The 20,377-nt window shown below is 39.8% G+C and carries 21 protein-coding genes; 5 read left to right on the top strand and 16 right to left on the bottom strand.

Annotated elements, in window-relative coordinates:
* Positions 1–200 precede the first annotated feature (200 nt).
* The 3 genes from AWM68_RS14080 to AWM68_RS14070 all read left to right on the top strand — a co-directional run bounded on the left by AWM68_RS14080 (position 201) and on the right by AWM68_RS14070 (position 2,060).
* Positions 201–863, top strand: coding sequence for a DUF4047 domain-containing protein (locus AWM68_RS14080; protein ID WP_066242994.1), 663 nt, complete (start codon positions 201–203; stop codon positions 861–863).
* Complete coding sequence (sipW, locus tag AWM68_RS14075) at positions 820–1,365, top strand: signal peptidase I SipW (RefSeq protein ID WP_066242990.1); 546 nt, start codon at positions 820–822, stop codon at positions 1,363–1,365. Before AWM68_RS14080 ends, sipW begins: the two co-directional genes overlap by 44 nt.
* Before the next feature lie 80 nt (positions 1,366–1,445).
* Entirely contained in the window at positions 1,446–2,060 is a 615-nt protein-coding gene (locus tag AWM68_RS14070; protein ID WP_066242988.1) for a TasA family protein, read from the top strand.
* Between the two features lie 276 nt (positions 2,061–2,336).
* On the opposite strand, the gene AWM68_RS14065 is transcribed toward AWM68_RS14070, so the two are convergent.
* From AWM68_RS14065 to AWM68_RS14040, 6 genes are all read right to left on the bottom strand, one after another.
* Positions 2,337–3,437, bottom strand: coding sequence for a threonine aldolase family protein (locus AWM68_RS14065; protein WP_066242985.1), 1,101 nt, complete (start codon positions 3,435–3,437; stop codon positions 2,337–2,339).
* A 12-nt stretch (positions 3,438–3,449) separates the two neighbouring features.
* Positions 3,450–4,160 (bottom strand): hypothetical protein, encoded by a 711-nt coding sequence (locus AWM68_RS14060; RefSeq protein WP_066242983.1) that lies wholly within the window; start codon positions 4,158–4,160, stop codon positions 3,450–3,452.
* On the bottom strand, positions 4,157–4,900 hold the full coding sequence (locus tag AWM68_RS14055; RefSeq protein ID WP_066242980.1) for a hypothetical protein: 744 nt from the start codon (positions 4,898–4,900) through the stop codon (positions 4,157–4,159). Before AWM68_RS14055 ends, AWM68_RS14060 begins: the two co-directional genes overlap by 4 nt.
* Positions 4,881–5,783 (bottom strand): ATP-binding cassette domain-containing protein, encoded by a 903-nt coding sequence (locus AWM68_RS14050; protein ID WP_066242978.1) that lies wholly within the window; start codon positions 5,781–5,783, stop codon positions 4,881–4,883. Before AWM68_RS14050 ends, AWM68_RS14055 begins: the two co-directional genes overlap by 20 nt.
* Positions 5,780–6,166 (bottom strand): GntR family transcriptional regulator, encoded by a 387-nt coding sequence (locus tag AWM68_RS14045; protein WP_197468180.1) that lies wholly within the window; start codon positions 6,164–6,166, stop codon positions 5,780–5,782. The genes AWM68_RS14050 and AWM68_RS14045 overlap by 4 nt, the downstream gene beginning before the upstream one ends.
* A gap of 141 nt (positions 6,167–6,307) precedes the next feature.
* Positions 6,308–6,889, bottom strand: a complete 582-nt coding sequence (locus tag AWM68_RS14040; protein WP_066242974.1) for a vWA domain-containing protein — start codon at positions 6,887–6,889, stop codon at positions 6,308–6,310.
* A gap of 97 nt (positions 6,890–6,986) precedes the next feature.
* Here AWM68_RS14040 and AWM68_RS14035 point away from each other — a divergent pair, with 97 nt between their 5' ends.
* Complete coding sequence (locus AWM68_RS14035; RefSeq protein WP_066242971.1) at positions 6,987–7,487, top strand: hypothetical protein; 501 nt, start codon at positions 6,987–6,989, stop codon at positions 7,485–7,487.
* 40 nt (positions 7,488–7,527) lie between these two features.
* Here the strand turns inward: AWM68_RS14035 and AWM68_RS14030 are convergent, their stop codons facing one another.
* Positions 7,528–8,640 (bottom strand): NAD(P)/FAD-dependent oxidoreductase, encoded by a 1,113-nt coding sequence (locus AWM68_RS14030; RefSeq protein WP_066242968.1) that lies wholly within the window; start codon positions 8,638–8,640, stop codon positions 7,528–7,530.
* Between the two features lie 129 nt (positions 8,641–8,769).
* The gene (locus AWM68_RS14025) at positions 8,770–9,894 is read right to left on the bottom strand and encodes an NADH-dependent flavin oxidoreductase (protein ID WP_197468179.1); all 1,125 of its coding nucleotides are present in this window, start codon (positions 9,892–9,894) and stop codon (positions 8,770–8,772) included.
* Between the two features lie 187 nt (positions 9,895–10,081).
* On the opposite strand from AWM68_RS14025, the gene AWM68_RS21490 reads away from it, so the two are divergent.
* Complete coding sequence (locus tag AWM68_RS21490) at positions 10,082–10,219, top strand: hypothetical protein (RefSeq protein WP_156488412.1); 138 nt, start codon at positions 10,082–10,084, stop codon at positions 10,217–10,219.
* Between the two features lie 49 nt (positions 10,220–10,268).
* Here the strand turns inward: AWM68_RS21490 and AWM68_RS14020 are convergent, their stop codons facing one another.
* The 8 genes from AWM68_RS14020 to AWM68_RS13985 form a co-directional block, all read right to left on the bottom strand.
* On the bottom strand, positions 10,269–10,982 hold the full coding sequence (locus AWM68_RS14020) for a spore coat protein (protein ID WP_066242964.1): 714 nt from the start codon (positions 10,980–10,982) through the stop codon (positions 10,269–10,271).
* 130 nt (positions 10,983–11,112) lie between these two features.
* Positions 11,113–12,207, bottom strand: coding sequence for a D-xylose ABC transporter substrate-binding protein (xylF, locus tag AWM68_RS14015; protein ID WP_066242961.1), 1,095 nt, complete (start codon positions 12,205–12,207; stop codon positions 11,113–11,115).
* A gap of 25 nt (positions 12,208–12,232) precedes the next feature.
* Positions 12,233–13,753: a response regulator gene (locus tag AWM68_RS14010; protein WP_066242959.1), complete on the bottom strand. Its 1,521-nt coding sequence runs from the start codon at positions 13,751–13,753 to the stop codon at positions 12,233–12,235.
* Positions 13,731–15,194, bottom strand: coding sequence for a sensor histidine kinase (locus AWM68_RS14005; protein WP_066242956.1), 1,464 nt, complete (start codon positions 15,192–15,194; stop codon positions 13,731–13,733). The genes AWM68_RS14010 and AWM68_RS14005 overlap by 23 nt, the downstream gene beginning before the upstream one ends.
* On the bottom strand, positions 15,191–16,168 hold the full coding sequence (locus AWM68_RS14000; protein WP_066242953.1) for a sugar ABC transporter substrate-binding protein: 978 nt from the start codon (positions 16,166–16,168) through the stop codon (positions 15,191–15,193). The genes AWM68_RS14005 and AWM68_RS14000 overlap by 4 nt, the downstream gene beginning before the upstream one ends.
* A 162-nt stretch (positions 16,169–16,330) precedes the next feature.
* The gene (locus AWM68_RS13995; protein WP_066242951.1) at positions 16,331–17,506 is read right to left on the bottom strand and encodes a sugar ABC transporter permease; all 1,176 of its coding nucleotides are present in this window, start codon (positions 17,504–17,506) and stop codon (positions 16,331–16,333) included.
* Positions 17,507–17,517: 11 nt separating this feature from the next.
* Positions 17,518–19,038: a sugar ABC transporter ATP-binding protein gene (locus AWM68_RS13990; protein ID WP_066242948.1), complete on the bottom strand. Its 1,521-nt coding sequence runs from the start codon at positions 19,036–19,038 to the stop codon at positions 17,518–17,520.
* A gap of 91 nt (positions 19,039–19,129) precedes the next feature.
* Complete coding sequence (locus tag AWM68_RS13985) at positions 19,130–20,230, bottom strand: sugar ABC transporter substrate-binding protein (protein ID WP_066242943.1); 1,101 nt, start codon at positions 20,228–20,230, stop codon at positions 19,130–19,132.
* Positions 20,231–20,377: the final 147 nt, after the last annotated feature.

Genomic DNA, 20,377 nt, shown 5'->3' with positions numbered 1-20,377 from the left:
CCGGAATAATTCCAATTATTAAGAAGATTGTAAAAGTGGTCAATTGGGTTAATTTTCAAGCAGTTTTTCTAGGTTTCATGCTTTTTTGTCTATATTCGACATGAATTGTCTATGTTTTACAGACAAATTAACCCAATAACAATTTTCGAACAATTCTGTAATAATAAAGGCTAACCAACGAGAAGTGAGGAGGATGGAACGTGAGTGGCAAATTCCAAAAAGGATTGGCTTTATTAGGCTTATGCTCTGTTTCCTTTTATTGTGGCGCACAAATTGCCGGTCAAACAGAAGCAGCTTTTTCAAGTAAGGCCCTGTTACATCCCATTGAAGTTTCAGCTGCGATGGTTTTCCCTTCAACCATTCAAGAGCTTAATGTGAGCGCTAAACAAATAAATGTGGACATGCTATCTCTTTACAAGAGCATTCCCCAAGTATCAGATGCCCCATCCATAGAAGAGTTGAAGGAATCATTGGATAAACTCTCAGCAAAGGAACGAGAACTTAAGAAATTATTAAGCAGATTTAATCAAATTCACAGTGAGCTTGCTGCTTATTATAAACAAGTCCGACCATTAGATCAGAATACATACCGGTTTGTCCTAGAGGGTTGGGATGAGATCGATGCATTAAGTAAGCAGATTAAGAAAACAATTGATTTTCAATACATAGAAAAATACCGTACATCTTTAGAATTACGAATTAAAAGATTGGAAGAAGTGGCAAAAAATGAACCTGTTAAAAAGCTTGAAGAAGTGACTGAAGACGCACCTTCTACAGAGAATGTAGAGATGATAGAACAAATTGAAGGAGTGCCAGAAAATGATGAAAAACGTCTTGAAATTAACAATGAAACTACTGAGTAGCGCATTCGTTGTGTTTATTTGTTTGTTCGCTTTTATCATCTTATCTTCACGTGTTTCAGGAGCCGAACCTTCCGTTTTTGGCTATCAAATAAAAGCGGTTCTATCTGGATCGATGGAACCCGTCTTTCAAACAGGCTCCATTATTTCTATTAAACAAGCAGAGGCACGTGACTCCTTCAAAAAGGGAGAGATTATTACTTTTCAAATGGAAGACAAGCTGATCACCCATAGAATCATCGACATTCAGAATAAAAACGGAAAAATCTCTTATGAAACTAAAGGGGATAACAATGACGGACCCGATATGTGGACCGTGCCTTCAAATGATGTAATTGGGAGCTATACAGGATTTACGATTCCGTATGCAGGATATGCCTTAAATGTAACTCAATCAAAGGAAGCATCTGCACTTCTATTATTTATACCAGGGCTTTTATTATTCGGTTCAGCTGTCTCTTCCATTGTAAAAGCAGCTAGAAGATTAGATGTAGAAAAAGTATAAACTTTGGTTAGCTCTCTATGTATCTAGCATACATTCGAGTTTAATAAATTGATTACATACTACTATTGGAGGTTGAGAAAATGGGTTTTACAAAGACAGTAAGTAAAGGGGTAATGACAGCAGCACTTGGGTTATCACTAATGGGTGGAGGAACGTTCGCATACTTCAGTGACACGTTTGAAACAAAAAACACGTTCGCTGCCGGTACGCTTGATCTTTCCATCAATCCAAACGCCGTGGTTAACATTGATAACATTAAACCTGGCGATGAAGTTTACCGTGAGTTTACATTTGAAAACAAAGGATCTCTAGACATCTATCAAGTATTGTTGGATACAAAGTATACCGTTGAGGATGCAAAATCTAATAATACAGATGATCTTGCCAACCACATTAAAGTAACAATCATGTATAACACGAGCAGTGCAACTGTACCTGTTGTTGAGACGACTCTAGCACAGCTTAAAGAACAACAGCCGGATTTAACAGCTATTGATGAGTTTGTCGGGTCAACGAAGCGTCCTGACGGTATTCCTCCAGGCGAGAAAGAAAAAATGTTCGTATTATTTCAGTTTGTTGATAATGGTGAAGATCAAAACCAGTTCCAAGGAGATAAGCTAAAAGTAGATTGGACGTTTAATGCAAAACAAGCACCTGGTGCTTATAACGATGATACAGATCCAGATAATAACTAAATCGTTAATAATGAAGAACTGCTGATGAAGCAGTTCTTTTTGTTAGGATCAGGATTAGGTTTACGGTACGTGTTCTTATTTTTATTACACCTTCGCGCTGTTAGTAGCCGTTTGCACGCGGTTTCTTATTAAACGCGCGCAGGTTGCTATAAATCCCGCACACTCCAACTCAATTTACGCACACCTATGGCCATTTTTCGCGCAGCGGGCTTTACAGCAACGAAAAAGTTGACCTGATTGAACAATCTACTGTCCGAAAAGGTCAACTTCTAACAATTAAGCTAGTACTCTTTCTTTAAGCTTTTTATTGAGCAACACAAATGCATGCTTTAATTCATCTTTTGGCACATTGAAGTAGTTATCACCAATACTTACTTCAAAAAAACAATCCTCTTCACCATTCTCTCGAAGATGTCCAGTTAAACCAATCCCTGTTTCATTAATGGTTTCTGCCAATATAGATTCAATCTGTTCCTTTGATGCATGAAAGTGAACATGAAACATATTAGAAACTGGTTTGATTGGCAGTGTACATACAGCTCCACAAGTATTATAAAGATCTGCCAATTCCTTTGCACCACTATTATACTCTTCCATCTTTCCAATGCGCTGATCGAAATAATAATCGGCACTTAAGATGTATGGATAAAGACTAATTAAGTCACCGCCATGGCGTCTTTTCCATACCTTTGATTCCTCAGTAAAGTCTTGAGTTCCCGCTAAGATCGCTCCAGCAACTCCCCCAATTCCTTTGTAGAACGAAATGTAAACACTATCAAAAAGAGAACAAATTTCAGCTGCAGTCTTCTCGTAGTATGGGAGGATTTCAAAAAGCCTCGCTCCATCTAGATGAAGCTTAATTCCTTTATTCCGGCTATAGTCCGATATTTCCTGAAGTGTTTTGTATGTTGGCAGCTGTCCACCGATCTCCCGCTGCGGAAGTTCAAGCAATAAACAAGACACCTCCTCTTTCATATTTACTACATCGTCCAGCTCAATGACTCTATTTTCATCAGCTAGAAGCACTGACTCGATATGATGCAACTCTTTCAAACCATCTTCTTCATGAATTTCTAAGTGACATAGCGGATGATACGCTACTCTTTTAATGCCTTTTCGGTCACACCAATTGCGCATCGCGATCTGCTGAGCCATCGTCCCACTTGGAAAAAACACAGCAGACTCTTTGCCTAAATAAGCTGCCATCTTTTCTTGAAAAGCTTCAATGACATGACCTTTGCCATACATATCACTTTCTAGCTCTTCTGAGACTCGTGCTAATGCTTCTTTTAGCACCGTTATATCTCTTTTTCCATGACCCGTTACCTGATATTTAGCTTGTTTATATGCTTGCAATAATACGTTTTTGTTTTCCAACCCAAATCCCCCCTATTCGTTTACAAAATTCACATCACCAGTGATGTTTAAATCACTGGGTACACTTAAAAGTATAAAGTCATTTCCCATTACAGATGTATGATGATCCTCAAATGCATTACGAGTACCAGAAAACTGACTGAACGCAAAACCTTCTGAGAACTTAGTAAAACTAACTTCCAACATCTTAGGAGCTTTTATAGAGAGAGTCTTTCCATCAACCGCTAGAGAAGGAGATTCTATTTTATCGGTAAAATCCATCCCATCAATATAAGATTTGCCGTAATAATGGGTAGCTTCTACAACACCGTTAATCTTCTTTTTTTCAACAAACACCATGATTCCATACATTTCTTTATCAATCATATTTATATCTAATGTGCTCCCTTTAAAGGGGAACGACCAGTTTTCTTTTTCTAAAAACGCTCCTTTGACATTCTCAAGTTTCCCAGCAAAAGCACGATCTATAATTTTACTTTGAGCCGCTTGAACTTTGTCCATCTCACTTCTCGTTACCATCTTTCCTTCCGTAACATGTTCAGGCAGAAGCGTAACAGAAAAAGCAGTCGCTAGCAGTAATACGAGTGTGTACCCTCCAAGCAACCATTTTATTTTGCGAAGCCCGCCGCTTCTTTTGTTATTTGATCTAACCATGTAAGTGCCTATTCCCATAGTAATTACCACAAAAAATAGGATGGGTATCAGCATTACAATAATACTCATTTTCTTACCTCCATTCGGTTAGAAATCCCTATGCTACTGAGCAATAAAACGATAGATACTACCAACACTTTTACAGCAAATAGGAAAAATGAAGTTTCTGCTCCAAAAAACTTACTTACATTCATAAATAACGTCGGGTTCCCACCAAGACCATCCATAATTAAACCACCAAATAGGAAGGTTGGAATAATGAAGGCAAAGCCTCGGTGCAATTGAATTAAAACACCTATAAAATAACCCGCACTAGCAAAAAGAAAGATATATAGGGTAGATGCACTTATTCCCGTAAGCCATGTAGTAACGGAAAGCGTATCTTTTATGATTGAGAAATTGTCTTTTAAGTAAAAAACAAGAACCTGAAAAAGGTGGGTCGACAGATAAACGGATATTCCTGCAAAAATACTAACAGATAAGAGAAAAAGAATATTGGAGAAGTGACTGATACTTCGGTTTGTAATAAAAGAAAAATCATCGTATCGATAAGCTTTGGTCGTAATGATAATTGCTGTAATAAACGCCCATATCATCATAAACACTAATATAATGTCACCTGAATAATAATTAACCTCGTAAGATATAGAATTAGATGCACCACCGCTCATACCCGTTCCATTAAAAGAGAAAAAAATGGCGAGTAGCTGAATGAAAACAAGAGAAGTGAACACCCCAAAATAAGATTTTAACTTATATCGATATTGCTTCTTTACAATATCCCAAGATTTAACCTCTGTTAAATACATGATCGATCCCACCCTTTGTTTTACTCGTTAAATAACTGCAAATATCTTCTGCAGAAACTGACGTAATTTCTAACCCTAATTGTCTAGCATCTTCTAGTTCCTTTATAGAACGGTCATTCTTCACAACAGCGTATGATAGATTCGCCCCAATGTCCTGTAAATGAATGGTTTCAATTCTATCAATCCACTCCTGCACCTTTTCTGTTTTACCGCGTACACCAATCGCATAATCTCTTAGCGAATCAATGGACAGATGAAGACATTTTTCACCTGACTTAATAAGCAATACATCTTCTAGCAAATCTTCTACTTCATCTAATAGATGGCTTGATAAAATAATTGTTCTTGGATGAGCAATGTATTCTTTTAAAAGTGCTCGATAAAAGTCTTTTCTTGTACCTGAATCCATACCGCTCGTTGGTTCATCCATGATCGTGAGTGGGCAGCGTGCCGCTAAACCGATGATACTATTAAACGTACTTTGCATCCCTTTTGATAGATTTCCATGAAACTGTTTGGGATCCAAAGAAAAATAGTCAAATAGCCGCAAAGCTAAGTCGTGATCCCAGTTTTGATAAAAGCTTCCTGCTGTTTCAAGGAGCTCTTTTAACGTTAGTCCCTGAGAAAAACTCATTTCGTTATCTATGAAGATGGTATTGGCGGATACCTTCAGATTATTAAAAGGATTCTCTGAAAAAACTTGAACATCACCAGAAGAATGATGTAGATAACCAGCTATGATTTTTAAAAGCGTTGTCTTCCCTGCTCCATTACGTCCAATTAAGCCAGTAATCTTATTCTCTGCTAATTGAAAGCTCATAGAATGAATCACTTTTGATCTTCCATACTGCTTTGTCAGGTTATTACATACCACTACATTCATGCTTGCTCCTCCTTTATCTTTTGGTGAGTATCTTTGATCATTGTTACAAGCTCATCGACCTCTACTTGTAATTGAACAGCTTCTCTCGCTAGCTCGTTTACTAGTGTGTTCAGCTTAGAATTCTTTCTTTTTCTGAGGATAATCTCTCGTGCATCTGCTGCAACAAACATACCTAATCCCCTCTTCTTATAAAGAACGTTATCATCAGCCAACAGGTTTATGCCTTTACCTGCAGTGGCTGGATTCACATTAAACATCTCCGCTAATTGATATTGTGAATATACCTTTTCATCGGCTTGAATGGTTTCATTCAATATTTCATTTTCGAGCCATTCAGAGATCTGAACATAAATAGGTTTCATGCTATCAGCATTGATCAGCAATTGTACCTCACCTCCAACTTACCACCATAGTACATTACACATGTAATGTACTATGTATTTCTAATATATGCAAGATATTGTTTTTGATGACAATTAAAAAGACAGCTCCCTTTACCAAGGAAACTGCCTACTCTCATTCTATTATTGTCTTCTATCCGTTACTTGTTCGCTCATAATCGCATACATATTCTCTACTCCATCATGGGTGGCTTCAAAGTGAAACGCATTTTCCTCTTTAATCCCTATGCTTGCCGCTTCTTTCGCCACATCAATGTTAGCGCCCATAAAGATAAACTCCCAGCTGTACTTCTCTTGTTGATGGCGAATCAAATCCTTTACTTTCTCATACGAGAATTCCTGACTCGCATTTTCCATGCCATCCGTCGTAATAACAAAGATGATTTTTCCAGGTCTATCCTCTTCATTGACCTGTGAAAGCCTGTGGCCAACATCCACTATTGTTTTACCTACAGCATCTAAAAGAGCTGTAGTTCCTCTGACATAATACGCGTCATTAGTTAAATGAACGCTGCTTGCAGGCGCACCGCTACAAAGAACTTCATACTGATCGTCAAAAAGAACCGTAGTAAGAACGGTTTCTCCATCCAGCTCACATTGTCTTTTTACAAATGCGTTAAACCCGCCAATCGTATCTTTCTCCAGTCCTGACATGGAACCGCTTCGATCCAGCAAAAACACGATCTCTGTTAACTTCTTATTCATTCTTAACCCTCTCCTAACGATTTGTCATGCTATAATAATAGCTAGAATTATCCAGCTTCTGGTCGCCTGTAAAGCGACATTTAAGGAGGAGGTCTTTGTGTTAGATCTAAAGGTTTTATTAGAATTAGAAGCGTACCTTAATGAACACGTAATAATGGAGTTAGAAGTATGCAAGTCCTCCGAAATCATGGAAGAAAGTTTAGAAGAAAACAGCCTGCGGTTTGAATTGAACGATTTTATTCATAAAAACCGAAAGCCTACACTTCAGGAAAAACTGTTTCAAATCATTGATCAGAGAGGTGCTTTGGACACAGAGATCTATAAAAAGGCAGGTTTGGATAGAAAGCATTTTTCAAAAATACGCTCAAAATCAGATTACCGGCCAAAGAAAAATACGATTCTAGCGCTAGCTCTGGCATTGGAGTTGAGCGAAGAGGCTACAGAAGAGCTTTTAGAAACAGCAGGCTATTCGTTATCTAATAGTGATACGAACGATTTAATCTTCAAATTTTGCATCAACAAAAAAATATATGATCGGTTTGAAGTCAATGAGTATCTTGTTCATTTCAATCTAACACCGATTGGAAGTTCCATTTAAAAAGACAACCTCTTACTTTGAAGTTGTCTTTCTGTGTTTTTTATTCAATTGCACCTGCTACATCATAATCTGATAAATCAAGCTCAGAAGGTTTTCCTAATGCAAGCTTTGCGAGTTCTCTACCAAGATAGGGTCCGCTCGTTAAGCCTGATGCTCCGAGTCCGTTCGAGATCCATATCTTTTTATAATTTGGCAATGGTCCAATAACAGGTAAAAATCCTGGTGTAAACGGACGGAATCCTACCCTAGTCTCAAGAAGGGTTCCTTCTGACAGACCTGGTGCAACAGTTAATGCTTTTGTAAGGATTTCATGTACACCCCCAGCAGTTACCCGAGGATCGAAACCTGCTTCATCTTCGTGTGTTGCGCCAACAACTACTCTGTCATCAAATGTTAAGATGTACTGGTTTGTCGGCGGCATGACAACAGGCCATGAATCAGTTGCTGTTTCAGGAAGCTGCAGATGAATAATCTGAGCTTTTTGAGGTGTTACTTTAAAGGTGATTCCGAGCGGCTTCAGAATCTCGTTTGCCCAAGCGCCGGCTGTAACAATAACCTCATCTGCAAGCAATTCTTCACCCTCAATTGAAACCCCAACGACCACATTATTTTTATGAAGTATAGCCGCATTCCCATGTAAGATTTTCGCACCGAGCTTAACCGCTGCACGCACTAAAGCATTCCGCATCGCTCTTCCATTCACGCGAGCTCCCCCACTTACAAAAACAGAACCGTATTCGTCAGATAATGGCGGAAAACGCTTTTTTGTTTCTTCAGGCGAAAGGATTGTGATTTCCCCAATTTCAGGAGCATCTTCTCTTCGTTTCATTGCGCGCTCTGCCATCTTTTTTAGTTTTTCTGGTTCTGCGTGCAAGCTGAGTGTACCTACTTGGTTATATCCCGTATCACTTTCACAATCTTCTTCAAGTTGCCCAATGAGTTCAGGATAATAACGCGCACCTCCTTTTGCTAATTTGTACCACGCTTTGTTTCGGCGCTGTGAAAGCCAAGGACAAACGATGCCAGCTGCCGCATCCGTTGCCTGTCCTCTATCTTGCCGATCCACCACTAACACTTCTGCACCAGATTTGGCTAAGTGATAAGCAGTGGATGCCCCTAGAATTCCTGCACCAATGACAACGATTTTTTTCATATGTAAACACCTTTGGCAATAAAAATTTTAATTAGATTGTAACACAGGCACCTCTTAAAAAAGAAAAACTGCGGATTCATAAGCAAAAACAGAAAAAGAAGCAGGATCAGCTTCCTGCTTCTTTTTCTTCTATTCAACTCCAGGAAACCATCCTGGGGAGTTTATAATGGCGTTCCATAATGGATCTGGAACGACCAATTCTTTTTGTTTTGTCTTATCAATTTTGGTTACGATTTCTTCCTCTTGGCCTTTTTCTACCTTTTGTACCCAATCTGGATCAATGATCAGTTCTCGACCCAGCGCAATTAGTGGAACACCTGTATCAAGCGCGTTGATTGCATCGTCTGCTGAATAGATTGAACCGACACCGATTACCGGTACACGATCTCCTGCTCTTTCTTTAATAATTTCAATACGAGGACGTGTATCTTCTACACCGCGTCTTGGCTCTGACCAGAAATCCATCAAAGAAACGTGCAGGTAATCTAGGTTCTTTACGCTTAAAGCGTCCACAAGTGCTAACGTGTCGGCCATTGTGATGCCTGGTGTTTCTGGCTCTTCTGGCGAAAAACGATAACCGACAATAAACGAATTATCAGCGTGTTCTGCCACTGCATTTTTAACAGAATCTACTACAGCGAGAGGGAACGCCATACGCTTTTCTAATGAACCTCCCCACTGATCTTCACGGCGGTTAGCATGTGGAGAAAAGAACTGCTGAATCAAGTAACCGTTCGCTCCGTGAATTTCAACACCGTCAAAACCAGCTTCAATTGCACGTCTTGTCGCTTCTCCAAAATCACGAATAATGGAAGTTACCTCATCAGATGTTAACGGGCGAGGCACAGGTTTACCATCAGCCGAAGGAATATCACTTGCACTCACCACATCGCCGTTTGGAACTAATTCAGGCGGTACTTCACGCCCGCCATGAAAAATTTGCAGAATCGCTTTTGATCCCTTTGCTTGAATAGCAGAAGCTAACTTGCGAAGACTTGGAATCATCTCATCCGTATCACCTGCAAACTCTCCTGGAAAACCTTTACCGTTAGCTGTTACATTTGTGCAAGCTGTTATCACCATGCCTACACCCTCAGAACGGCGCTCATAATAACGAATTTCTTCGTCTGAAACCGTACCATCCGCATGAGATGAGAAGTTCGTCATAGGTGCCATGACAACTCGGTTTTTAAGTTCCACTCCATTTTTAAAGCTAAACGTTTTAAATAACGGTGCATATTTTTCGTTCATCATGATCATTTCCACCTCTTTATTTTATGTCTTAATAGCTTTCTTTTTTAAAGTAACTATTATATTAATATCCTCATTTCAAAAAAGCAAAAGTTACGCTTGAGTTTGATTCAAAATGTATGAAGGGAAAAGTATATTCTAAAGAAATATAGATTCTGCATACAGCTTTCTACAAAGTCAGGAGGTAATCATGAAAAAATCCAGTATTGCCGTCTTTTTCATCATTTTTGCCCTTTTCTATGTTTCCAAAGTTTCAGCCTGGCTTCTTATTCCAACCTACTTTGGAGTTCCTTCGCTACTTATTTATCATGGAACATCTATAACATGAATTTATAAAAAATAGAGATCTAGCCTTATAAAAGGTTAGATCTCTTCTATTATGTCCCTGAAATCGCTACATATTGATTTTGAAGAACAAATTGATTGCCGTTCCAGCCTAAGGTGTTAACCACATAACCAAGTGCGTCTGCGTTATATAACCCTGCAATCTTTTGATAGGCGGAAAGTTCGTAAACCCTATTGTAATCAAAATCAATAGGATATAAGCCGCTTAAAGGGTTCACAAAGCCCGTAATCGGTTTCTTCAGCTTTCCATTCGGTTTATAAATTTCGTTCAAATACTCTGGATCTCGTTTAGATAGATCAATCAGATACGTTAGCTCATTGTGCTTACTTACGACTCTGACTCTGTAGTTATCCTCATAGATCACATCATATTCAAAAGTGGCATTGTATACGTTAAAATTAAACATCTCTTGCGGGTTGTTCCCAATAAACGAGTATATATAATGATACATGAATCCACCGCTGCCACCGGAATTGATGCTGATTAACACATCTGAAACACCGTTACCTGTAAAATCCCCAAGAAACAAAGTCGGATTGTATCCTGCATTGTCAGAAAGAGGCACTCTTGTCCGCGCTCCTGTTCTCCCATCTGTTACGTAGAGCGTAATATTTTCAATAAATGGGCTGTCCTGACTCTTCGTTCCCGTTAAAAAGACATCATCAAGCACACGATCGCCTGTCACATCTCCCTTAGCAAAAGCAACAACACTCGGTGTAACTCTATAATTATAGTGGTTGTTCATAACATGCTCCTTGTTAGATGAAGTTTACTAACATGTTATGGGCACATGGCAGGAATGACACAACCGTTTATTCAACAAAAAAAAGTCCCGTGGCATATGGAGATATTTCCACTGCTTCACGGAGACTGAATTATTGCTGATCCATATAAACATCACTCTTTGAATGAAATCCGTCTTTGATAATCGTTTCTTCAAGATTCCCTATATCAACAGCGATTGGAGGCAGCAAAACAGATGGAACCTCTATTTTACCGTTGTTTATCTTTTGTTCTGTTTTTATCAATTTCCCTTTCGCCATTTCAACTGCCAATTCTGCAGCTTTTTCTGATAAATCCTGAATGGGTTTATAAACCGTCATTACTTGAGTTCCTTTAACGATTCTCTGCACTCCTGCAAGTTCAGCATCTTGTCCTGCAACGGGAATTTCACCTGCCAGTCCTTGTGCTTCAAGCGCTTGTATGACACCACCAGCTGTGGCATCGTTCGCTGCGATAACAGCATTGATCTCATTTTTATTAGCTTTCAGTGCAGACTCCATATTTTTAAAGGCATTCGCAGGTGTCCAGTCTTTGGACCACTGATCGTATACAACCGTAATAACTCCTTTATCAATTAACGGTTGAAGAACTCGGAATACACCTTTTTTGAACAGATGAGCGTTATTATCTGTTTCGGCCCCACCTATATATACATACTTCCCATTCGGAACTAGGTTCGTTATTGCTCGAGCTTGAAGCTCCCCTACCTTTTCATTGTCAAAAGATACGTACATGTCGAGGTCAGCGTTTTTGACAAGGCGGTCGTAAGCCATCACTTTAATACCAGCGGAGTGTGCTTTTTTGACGATTGCTGCCATGGCTTCAGCGTTATGAGGGACAACAACTAGTAGATCGACTCCATTATGGATGAGCGTTTCAGCTTGTGCAATCTGTAAGGAATCATCACCATTCGCAGCTAAAATCTCTACTTCTGCCCCAAGACTCTCCACAGCTTTTTTAAAGAGATCTTTGTCCTTAAGCCAGCGCTCTTCTAATAATGTATCCATTGAAAAGCCTATCTTAATTTTTTCTTCTAACTTTGATTTGCTATTTAACTTTTCACTTTTAGAAGAGATCGCCTTTCCAAGCGTACCATTACTCGTACTGTCTTTTTCGCAGGCAGAACCTACGCATATCAATACCAAAAACAATAGGATGAGACTTACATGGTTTACGATTCTACCCATTAATGATGCTCCTCTTTACGTGCCTTCATCCTTTTCTGCCAAGAACAGCCTTACGATATTCGGTAGGTGAAAGCGCAACCATTTTTTTGAACACCTTGCTAAAATAATTTGGTTCGTGGTAGCCGACTTCGAACGTGATTTCTTTTAAGCTTTTTTCTGGATCTGCCATCAGTTTCTTCGCCTTTTCAATCCGGCATTCTGTCAGAAAATCGATATAGTTAACCCCTAGCTTTTCTTTGAACATCTTGCTGATATATATCGGGCTTAAGCCCACTTTTCTTCCTAACGCCTCGAGCGATATATCTTCATGTGAGTGTTTTACAATGTATTGTTTAATCTGATGAATCGTATCCGCTTCAAGCTGTTCATAATGCGCTTCGTATGAAGTTCTCATCTGTTTTAAGAGATGCTCCGATTCCGACCGAAGCTGACGATAGTCCTGAGATTGATAGGAAAAGAGAGGCGTTTCCGTTTCCACTCCCATTTCGTTCATCACTCTTGTTGCCACCCAAAGTAATTCTAGAACTCGCTGCTGCGTTTGGAGCAAGTCTGCACCTTCATTCGCGCAACGTTGAATCATTTCGATCACATTCTTATGAACCTCATCCCACTTTCCTAATCGAATCTCATCGAAAAACTGTTTTTCACGCTGTTTTGATCGAGGTTTATCTTCTGTACTGCCCAGCAATGGAACATCACTATAAAAGCGGTATTTCACAGGCAGTGAAGTATCCATTGTGGCAATTAAAGATTCCTGATAAGACTGGCGAACATGATTCAAAGATTGACACACGTTTCCAATCCCTATAAACCACCCATCGCTTGAACTTACATTTTTCAAAGAGAGAATATCTTTTGCAAGGGAGGCCGCCTGGGAACGGAAAGAACAACCTGGTTTCTGGAAAGCAATGATCGGGAGCTGTTGGCCATACAATGCACCAACCCACCCACTCGCTGATTTCCTAACCTTTTCTTTGACCAACGAATAAAGGTTTTCTTCGCCTTTTGGAAATAGAATACTCATTACAAACGGTTCATCCGTTGAAGAAATGTCGAGCATATTGACGAGCATATCCAAATGAACTTCATGAACATGATCAAACAATAGCTGAGTTACAACATCTGTTTCAACAAGCGGCAGCGTTTTTTCTAAAACTTCAAGAGATCTGCGCTCTTCGGTGATTTCCTTCAATACCTTTCCGACAGTCTCCTCAATCTCACTTACTCTGCTTGGCTTTAATAAGTAATCCTTTACACCTAGTTTGATTGCCTGCCGAGCATAATCAAACATATCAAAAGCCGTAATCATCACAAATTTAATGAAAGGATTAGTAGATTTAATCTGCTGAATGGCTTCGAGACCGTTCATTCCAGGCATCTGAATGTCCATCATAACTAAATCAGGCTTTAACTCAGCTGCTGTTTGCACAGCAATCTTCCCATTTTTCGCTTGATGAATCTGGATATCAGGAAATGCCTTCTGCAGAATGACCTGCAGCCCTTCTCGTTCAATCTGCTCGTCATCAACGATCAAGAGTTTGAGCATGCTGTTCAATCCCCCTCGTCTTAGGAATTCTTATAACAACCTTCGTACCTTCACCCATCGCACTTTGAATATCCATTAGGTTTTCTATACCATAAAAAAGTCGGAGCCGCTTCACGACATTTGTAAATCCTATACCTGTTGAAGCACTATTCGTCTCGACCAGCTCTCCGTTCAAAATCTTTATTCTTTTATCCTCAGGAATGCCAGGGCCGTCGTCCTCCACTTCAATCCTCACCATGTCATTGTTATCTTTAATTCGAAGCCAGATCTGACCGCCATCTTCTCTTGGCTCAACCGCATAGATCACAGCGTTTTCAATAATTGGCTGCAGAGTCAGACCAGGAATTTGAACATTTAAACAGGACCTCTCAATCTCGAGGTGCATTGTCAGCCGGTCAGTAAATCTTGCTTTTTGGATGTTCATGTATTGCTGAATCACCATGACTTCATCTTGAAGCGTAACGGATTTGTCTAGCCACTTTAAGTTGTATCTTAAGAGACCAGCTACACTTACAAGCAGGTCACTCGTTTCTTCTGATCCTTCCAAATAGGCCTTCTTCGAGAGCGTGTTTAGCGTGTTAAATAAGAAATGCGGGTTGATCTGGCTTTGCAGGTTCTTGAGCTGGCTCTCTTGCAAGAGAAGCTTGCTTTGCTGCAATTCATGCTCAAGCTGGGCTTTCTGCTGTATTTCCTGAAATAAATTATTAATATTGATCCGCATGCGGTTAAAGGTTTGAGCAAGAAATGAGATTTCATCATTTGATTCAACTTTGATCTCTTTGTCAAATTTTCCTGCAGACAGTTCGTTCGCTGCACGTGTCAACTGCTGCACTGGCCTTGTGATACTTAAACTAAACCAATACGTAATCATCAGCAGCAAAAGTGTAATAAGAAGCATCAGCCAGATTCCTAGCTTCTTAAATTCAGCAGACTGACTAATAATACCTCTATAGAAAACGTCGTAAGTCTTCAGCTCTGTATCAATTAACGTAAGTGTCATTTCTGAAATGTACTTCGAGAGACGTGTCGCTTCTGTGAATTCTTTGTTAGAGGTATCGGTGTCGGACTCAGCATAAAACATAAGCGAACGGTCAGACGTTTCAATCAAACTGTCAATAAGATTCATATAATTCACGAGAGCAAATTCATTTTCTGAGTTTATTAGTTTCCCAACTTCCGCTTTTGCATCGTTAAGTTTTTCTTTGCTGTGATTAAGGTTATCCAAATTATCTTCAGATGGTTCAAGCAAGTAGTTATTAAGATCCGTGACCACTTGTTGACTGCTGTTTGTCACTGAATTCATGCTTAAATATCGCTGTAAAATGTCATTGTATTGATTTTGCGTTTTTTGATTATAGTAGGTAAGTGCTATCCAAATAACGGCCATGATGATCAGAACGACTGAGGCGAGCATCCATATTTTCTTTTGAATTCTGTTCATCTCTTGTCCATCGCCTTTATCATTCGAATTTCGCTTAAGTACCCATCCGCATCCAGAGGAACCGTTTCATTCTCCAACCATCGCATTAAAACATCTACGCTTTTTTTCCCCATCATCTCTGGTGACTGTTCAATCACACCATCCAACTTTTTTTGGTTAAGCAGTGTATTTGATTCAGATCCATCATCAAAAGAATAAATATAATAGGGCTCTACCTGTCCGCGTCTGCCAATCTCCTGAATCATAGCACCAGCAATATTTGCGTTCACGGCAATAAAACCATCCGCATCCGGATATTGGTTCAATAGATCTCTAGTTTTTGCGATAACTTGTTCTCTCGCCTCGGGTGTTTCTGCATAAATGGTCTTTACATTTGGAAAACTTTGAAGCACCTCTTTAATGCCTGTAAGTCTTTGCTGCTGATAATATTCTTGTTGGCTATCACTTAATAAGATGACGTTTCCTTCCTGTCCCATGTCTGATAGCATGAGCTTCGCAATCATTCTCCCAGCCAAGTGCTGATCAGAACCAACGTATGTTTTTCTGAGACTTTCAGCTTTAGGTACGTCATTTCCAACTGTAATGATAGGAATGCCATAAAACGCTGCTTTAATCTTGGTCAATTCTTTAAATTTATCCGTGTCCAGACCTTGTACAATAATGCCGTCCACTTTTGACTGAATGGCAATCTCCAGCTTTTTCAGGAAATCATCCTGATTCTTCCCGTAGCTTCCCCATACTTCAAGGCTAGCTCCGTCCTTTTTTGCTTGTAGTGCAGCACCCTTTCCAACCTTATCCCAAAACGGAGTCTCAAGTTCTTGAGTAATGAGTACAATACGAATACGGTCTTCTTTCTCAGAAGATGCAGCAGGCAGTTTCCAATTAGAATGAAACGCTTTTTGTGCCGTTATAAACGTTAAATAACTAAGGAAGATACATATAAAACTCAGAAAGATTAATCCAGCTTTGCGCAAGTGAAGTATCCCCTTTTTCCGATAATTTACTGATTTAATTTTATCATAATGAACTTGATCCAGATGCTTATGCTTTACGAATTAGCCGTCCCGAGAGTTAAAAAAGTGAAGACATCATAGCACGATGTCTCCACTTTCTAACAAACCCTGTTACGATTTTAGCTATCCTCTCTTTTTCCGTGTCATCACATCAAAGAGTACAGCGGCAACTAACACTCCGCCTCTTATCATATACTGCATGGAAACGCCGACTCCAAGCAGATTCATCCCGCTGGATAAGGAGGCCATAACAATTGCACCGATAATCGCACCTGTTACTTTCCCTACGCCACCTGCGGAAGATACACCACCGACATAAGCAGCTGCGATGGCATCAAGCTCAAAAAGAGTTCCTGCTGTTGTCGTAGCTGATTGAAGTCGTGATGTAAAAAGAATTCCTGAGAGAGCAGCAAGCATTCCCATAGAACCAAATACCAGATAAGTAATTTTTTTAACGTTAATCCCGCTTAAGTGCGCCGCTTCCGGGTTGCTTCCGACCGCGTAAATGTGACGTCCTAACACCGTCTTCGTTGTCAAAAAATGATACGCCACAACGACAAGTAGCATGATGACAACCGTCCAGGAGAACCCATTATAACCCGCTAAAATCCAAGTAACATAAGCAATGATTGCTGAAACAAAGACTAGTTTAAAAGAGAAAATCCCTTTGGAAACAACATCAAATTGATATTTAATCTTGTTGCGGCGCGTAGAGATCTCGCTGTAAATATAAAATAAGATTGATAGTAAACCTAGAATAAGAGATAAGAGATGCAAGCCATTTACAATCATAAGAGAAGGAATAAATCCGTTTCCGATTGCGTTAAACGCATCGTCTTTAATAATGATCGTCCCCGTTTTCTCTGTTACTTGCAATAGCGCACCGCGGAAAATAAGCATACCTGCAAGTGTAGCTACAAACGAAGGAATGGCGTATTTTGCAATCAGCAAACCATTAAATAGACCGATAAAGATTCCAAACACAAGAATTACAGGAATGGTCACATAAACAGGCAGCCCCATCTTTGTTAAAAGAATAGCGGAGATTGCACCTAGAAATCCTGCAGCAAACCCAACAGATAGGTCAATATGACGGATAACGATGACAAGTGTCATTCCCACTGCTAGTACAGCAATGTAACCCGTGGAATCTAATAGATTACTAATATTACGTGAAGACATAAACAGGCCATCCGTCATGATGGAAAAAGTAAGCATAATGACAAACAAGGCAATATACATCCCATAATCACGGATATTCTCTTTCACTAACGATCTTGCTTCATTTATAAATTCCATTTGATAACCCCCTATTGCGTTGCAAGCTGCATGATATTTTCTTGATTGGCTTCTTCAATCGGCAGCTCACCTTTCATTCTTCCTTCCGCCATTACATAGACACGATCACTCATTCCCAGCACTTCACCAAGTTCAGAAGAAATCATGATAATACTCATGCCCTCGCTGATCAATTTATTCATTATGGTATATATCTCAAATTTGGCACCTACATCGATACCTCGTGTTGGCTCATCTAAGATCAGCAGCTTTGGTCCAACAAACAGCCACTTGCCGAGTGATACTTTCTGCTGGTTGCCTCCACTCAAATTACCGACCGTTTGCTCTAGAGAAGAAGCTTTAATATACATCGAGCGCTTGTATTCAGTCGCTCTTCTTACCTCTTCATTTTCGTTAATGATTCCCTTATCAGCGACTTCGTTAAGATTGGCAGCCGTAATGTTGTTCTTAATATCCTGAATGAGAAACAGCCCGTCACCTTTTCGATCTTCTGTAACATAAGCAATACCAGACTTAATTGCGTCACTCGTATGTTTGAACACTTTTTCCTCACCAGATACTTTTAGCTGGCCTTCTAGTTTGTAATTTTTCGGATTGCCAAACACACTCAGTGCAAGCTCTGTTCGTCCAGAGCCCATAAGCCCAGCGATCCCGACGATTTCTCCTTTTTTCACATGAAAGTCGATATCTTTTAAAACATGCCTGCCAAGCTCGGTACTATAAGCAGACCAATGGTTGAGCTCAAGTATGGTTTCACCGATCTTTTTATCTGGTCTCTTCGGGTAAATGTCTTCCATATCGCGTCCAACCATATTTTTGATGATCGTGTTCTCTGAGATTTCTCCATTAGAAGCATCTAGCGTACAGATTGTTTTTCCATCACGAAGTACAGTCGCTTGATCGGCGATGGATATGACTTCTTTTAGCTTGTGAGAAATCATAATACTCGTAATGCCTTGTTTTTTCAGTTCACCTAGAAGTTTTAAAAGATTCTCGCTGTCATCCTCATTTAGCGCGGCAGTCGGTTCATCCAAAATAAGCAGCTTAACGTCCTTACTTAATGCTTTGGCGATCTCGACCAACTGCTGCTTTCCTACACTTAAGTCCTTCACAAGTGTTTCAGGATTAACGTCGAGCCCCACACGCTTTAGCATTTTCTTAGCCTCTCTGATCGTCTGGTTCCAGTCGACTAGGTTTCCTCGCGTGACCTCGTTGCCTACAAAAATATTTTCATAAACCGTGAGATCCGGAAATAAAGCAAGCTCCTGATAGATGATGACGATGCCAGTCTGAACACTATCACTGATCTTATTGAACTGCTGAACACTTCCTTCAAACACGATGTCTCCTTCGTACGTTCCATAAGGATATACGCCACTAAGCACTTTCATCAGCGTTGATTTACCTGCCCCATTTTCTCCGATCAAGCAGTGTATCTCGCCTTTTCTCACTTTAAAATTTACATTGCTGAGCGCTTTCACTCCTGTAAACGATTTGGAGATCTCGTTCATCTCCAAAATATATCCGCTCATCATGATCCCTCCATTAGCCAAACAGTTGACTTAATTGTGAAAAATAGTGATAGACGTAGTATCTATCACTATTCTTCGTCCTTCTATTTTCTTATTCAAGCCCTGTAAAGTCGTCAGCTTTGTAGTAATCAGAATCGATAAGTTCCTTTTTCACGTTTTCTTTGTTAACGACGATAACGTTCGTTTGCTTTGCTTTAACTTCAACATTTCCATTGTCATAAGAACCAGTTGTTTCAGGCTTCTTATCATCAAGAATATCAACAGCCATTCCCATTGCATCCTTTACGAGTGTACGAACATCCTTGAACACAGTCATAGATTGCTTACCATCGATCACGTATTGAATAGAAGCTTTTTCAGCATCTTGACCAGTTACAAGGTAGCTAGAAACCGCACTGTCAGACCCAAAAACATCAGCGATTGAACGTGCTGTCCCATCGTTTGGAGCAAGGATGGCAACATCACCCTTCATGTCTGCCTTGGCAGCAGTCAAGTGAGTTTGGGCTTTGTTTTTTGCTTCGTTTGCATCCCAGTTTGTTGTAACCTGGCCAATAATCTTACTTAGCTCATCGCGAGAAAGATCAGCTTTGTCTTTTAAAGCTTCAGCTTCACTAGAGTTTGCGATCTTGAATGTGCCATCAGCAATCTTAGGCTGAAGCACTTTCCAAGCGCCTTCGAAGAACAAGAATGCATTGTTATCAGAAGCAGCACCAGCGTATAGATAAAGTGGTGTGTTAGAGCTCTTTGCATTATCAATCAAGTACTGTCCTTGTGCTGCACCTACTGCAAGGCTGTCGAAAGTTACATAATAATCAACGGCATCTGTGTTTGTAATAAGGCGGTCATAAGAGATAACCGTAATATCATCCTTCTTCGCAGCTTCTACTGCAGCTGCTGCAGCATCGCCATCTTGAGGACAGATAATAAGAACATCGATGCCTTTGTTGATCAACGTTTCAACGTTTTCTTTTTCCTTAGCTGAAGATCCTTGGCTGAACAAAATTTCAGTCGTATATTCTGTACCTTTCAGCGCATCTTTAAAGCGCTGCTCATCCTGAACCCATCTCGGCTCATCTTTAGTCGGCAATACGATACCAACGCTTACTTTGCTATTGCTGTCACTGCAGCCAGCCGCAACAAGCATTAGCATAATTACCGCTAGCATTAGAGATACTAATTTACTTTTCTTCATGTTTCGTTCCCCCTCTTTTAAATACTTTCAAGTTAATTATAGCTACGGAAAAAGAGGGTTTGAAAGCGCTATCAATAGCACTCTTTTAACATCATCTGTACTTTTTTAAACTATGGTGGGTAGTTTGGGTACGATTTTTAGTAAATA

This window comes from Fictibacillus phosphorivorans, assembly GCF_001619875.1.
GTDB classification, from domain to species: Bacteria; Bacillota; Bacilli; order Bacillales; family Fictibacillaceae; genus Fictibacillus; species Fictibacillus phosphorivorans_B.
The sequence above is the reverse complement of the archived record's forward strand: the minus strand, read 5'-3'. Positions and strand labels throughout refer to the sequence as shown.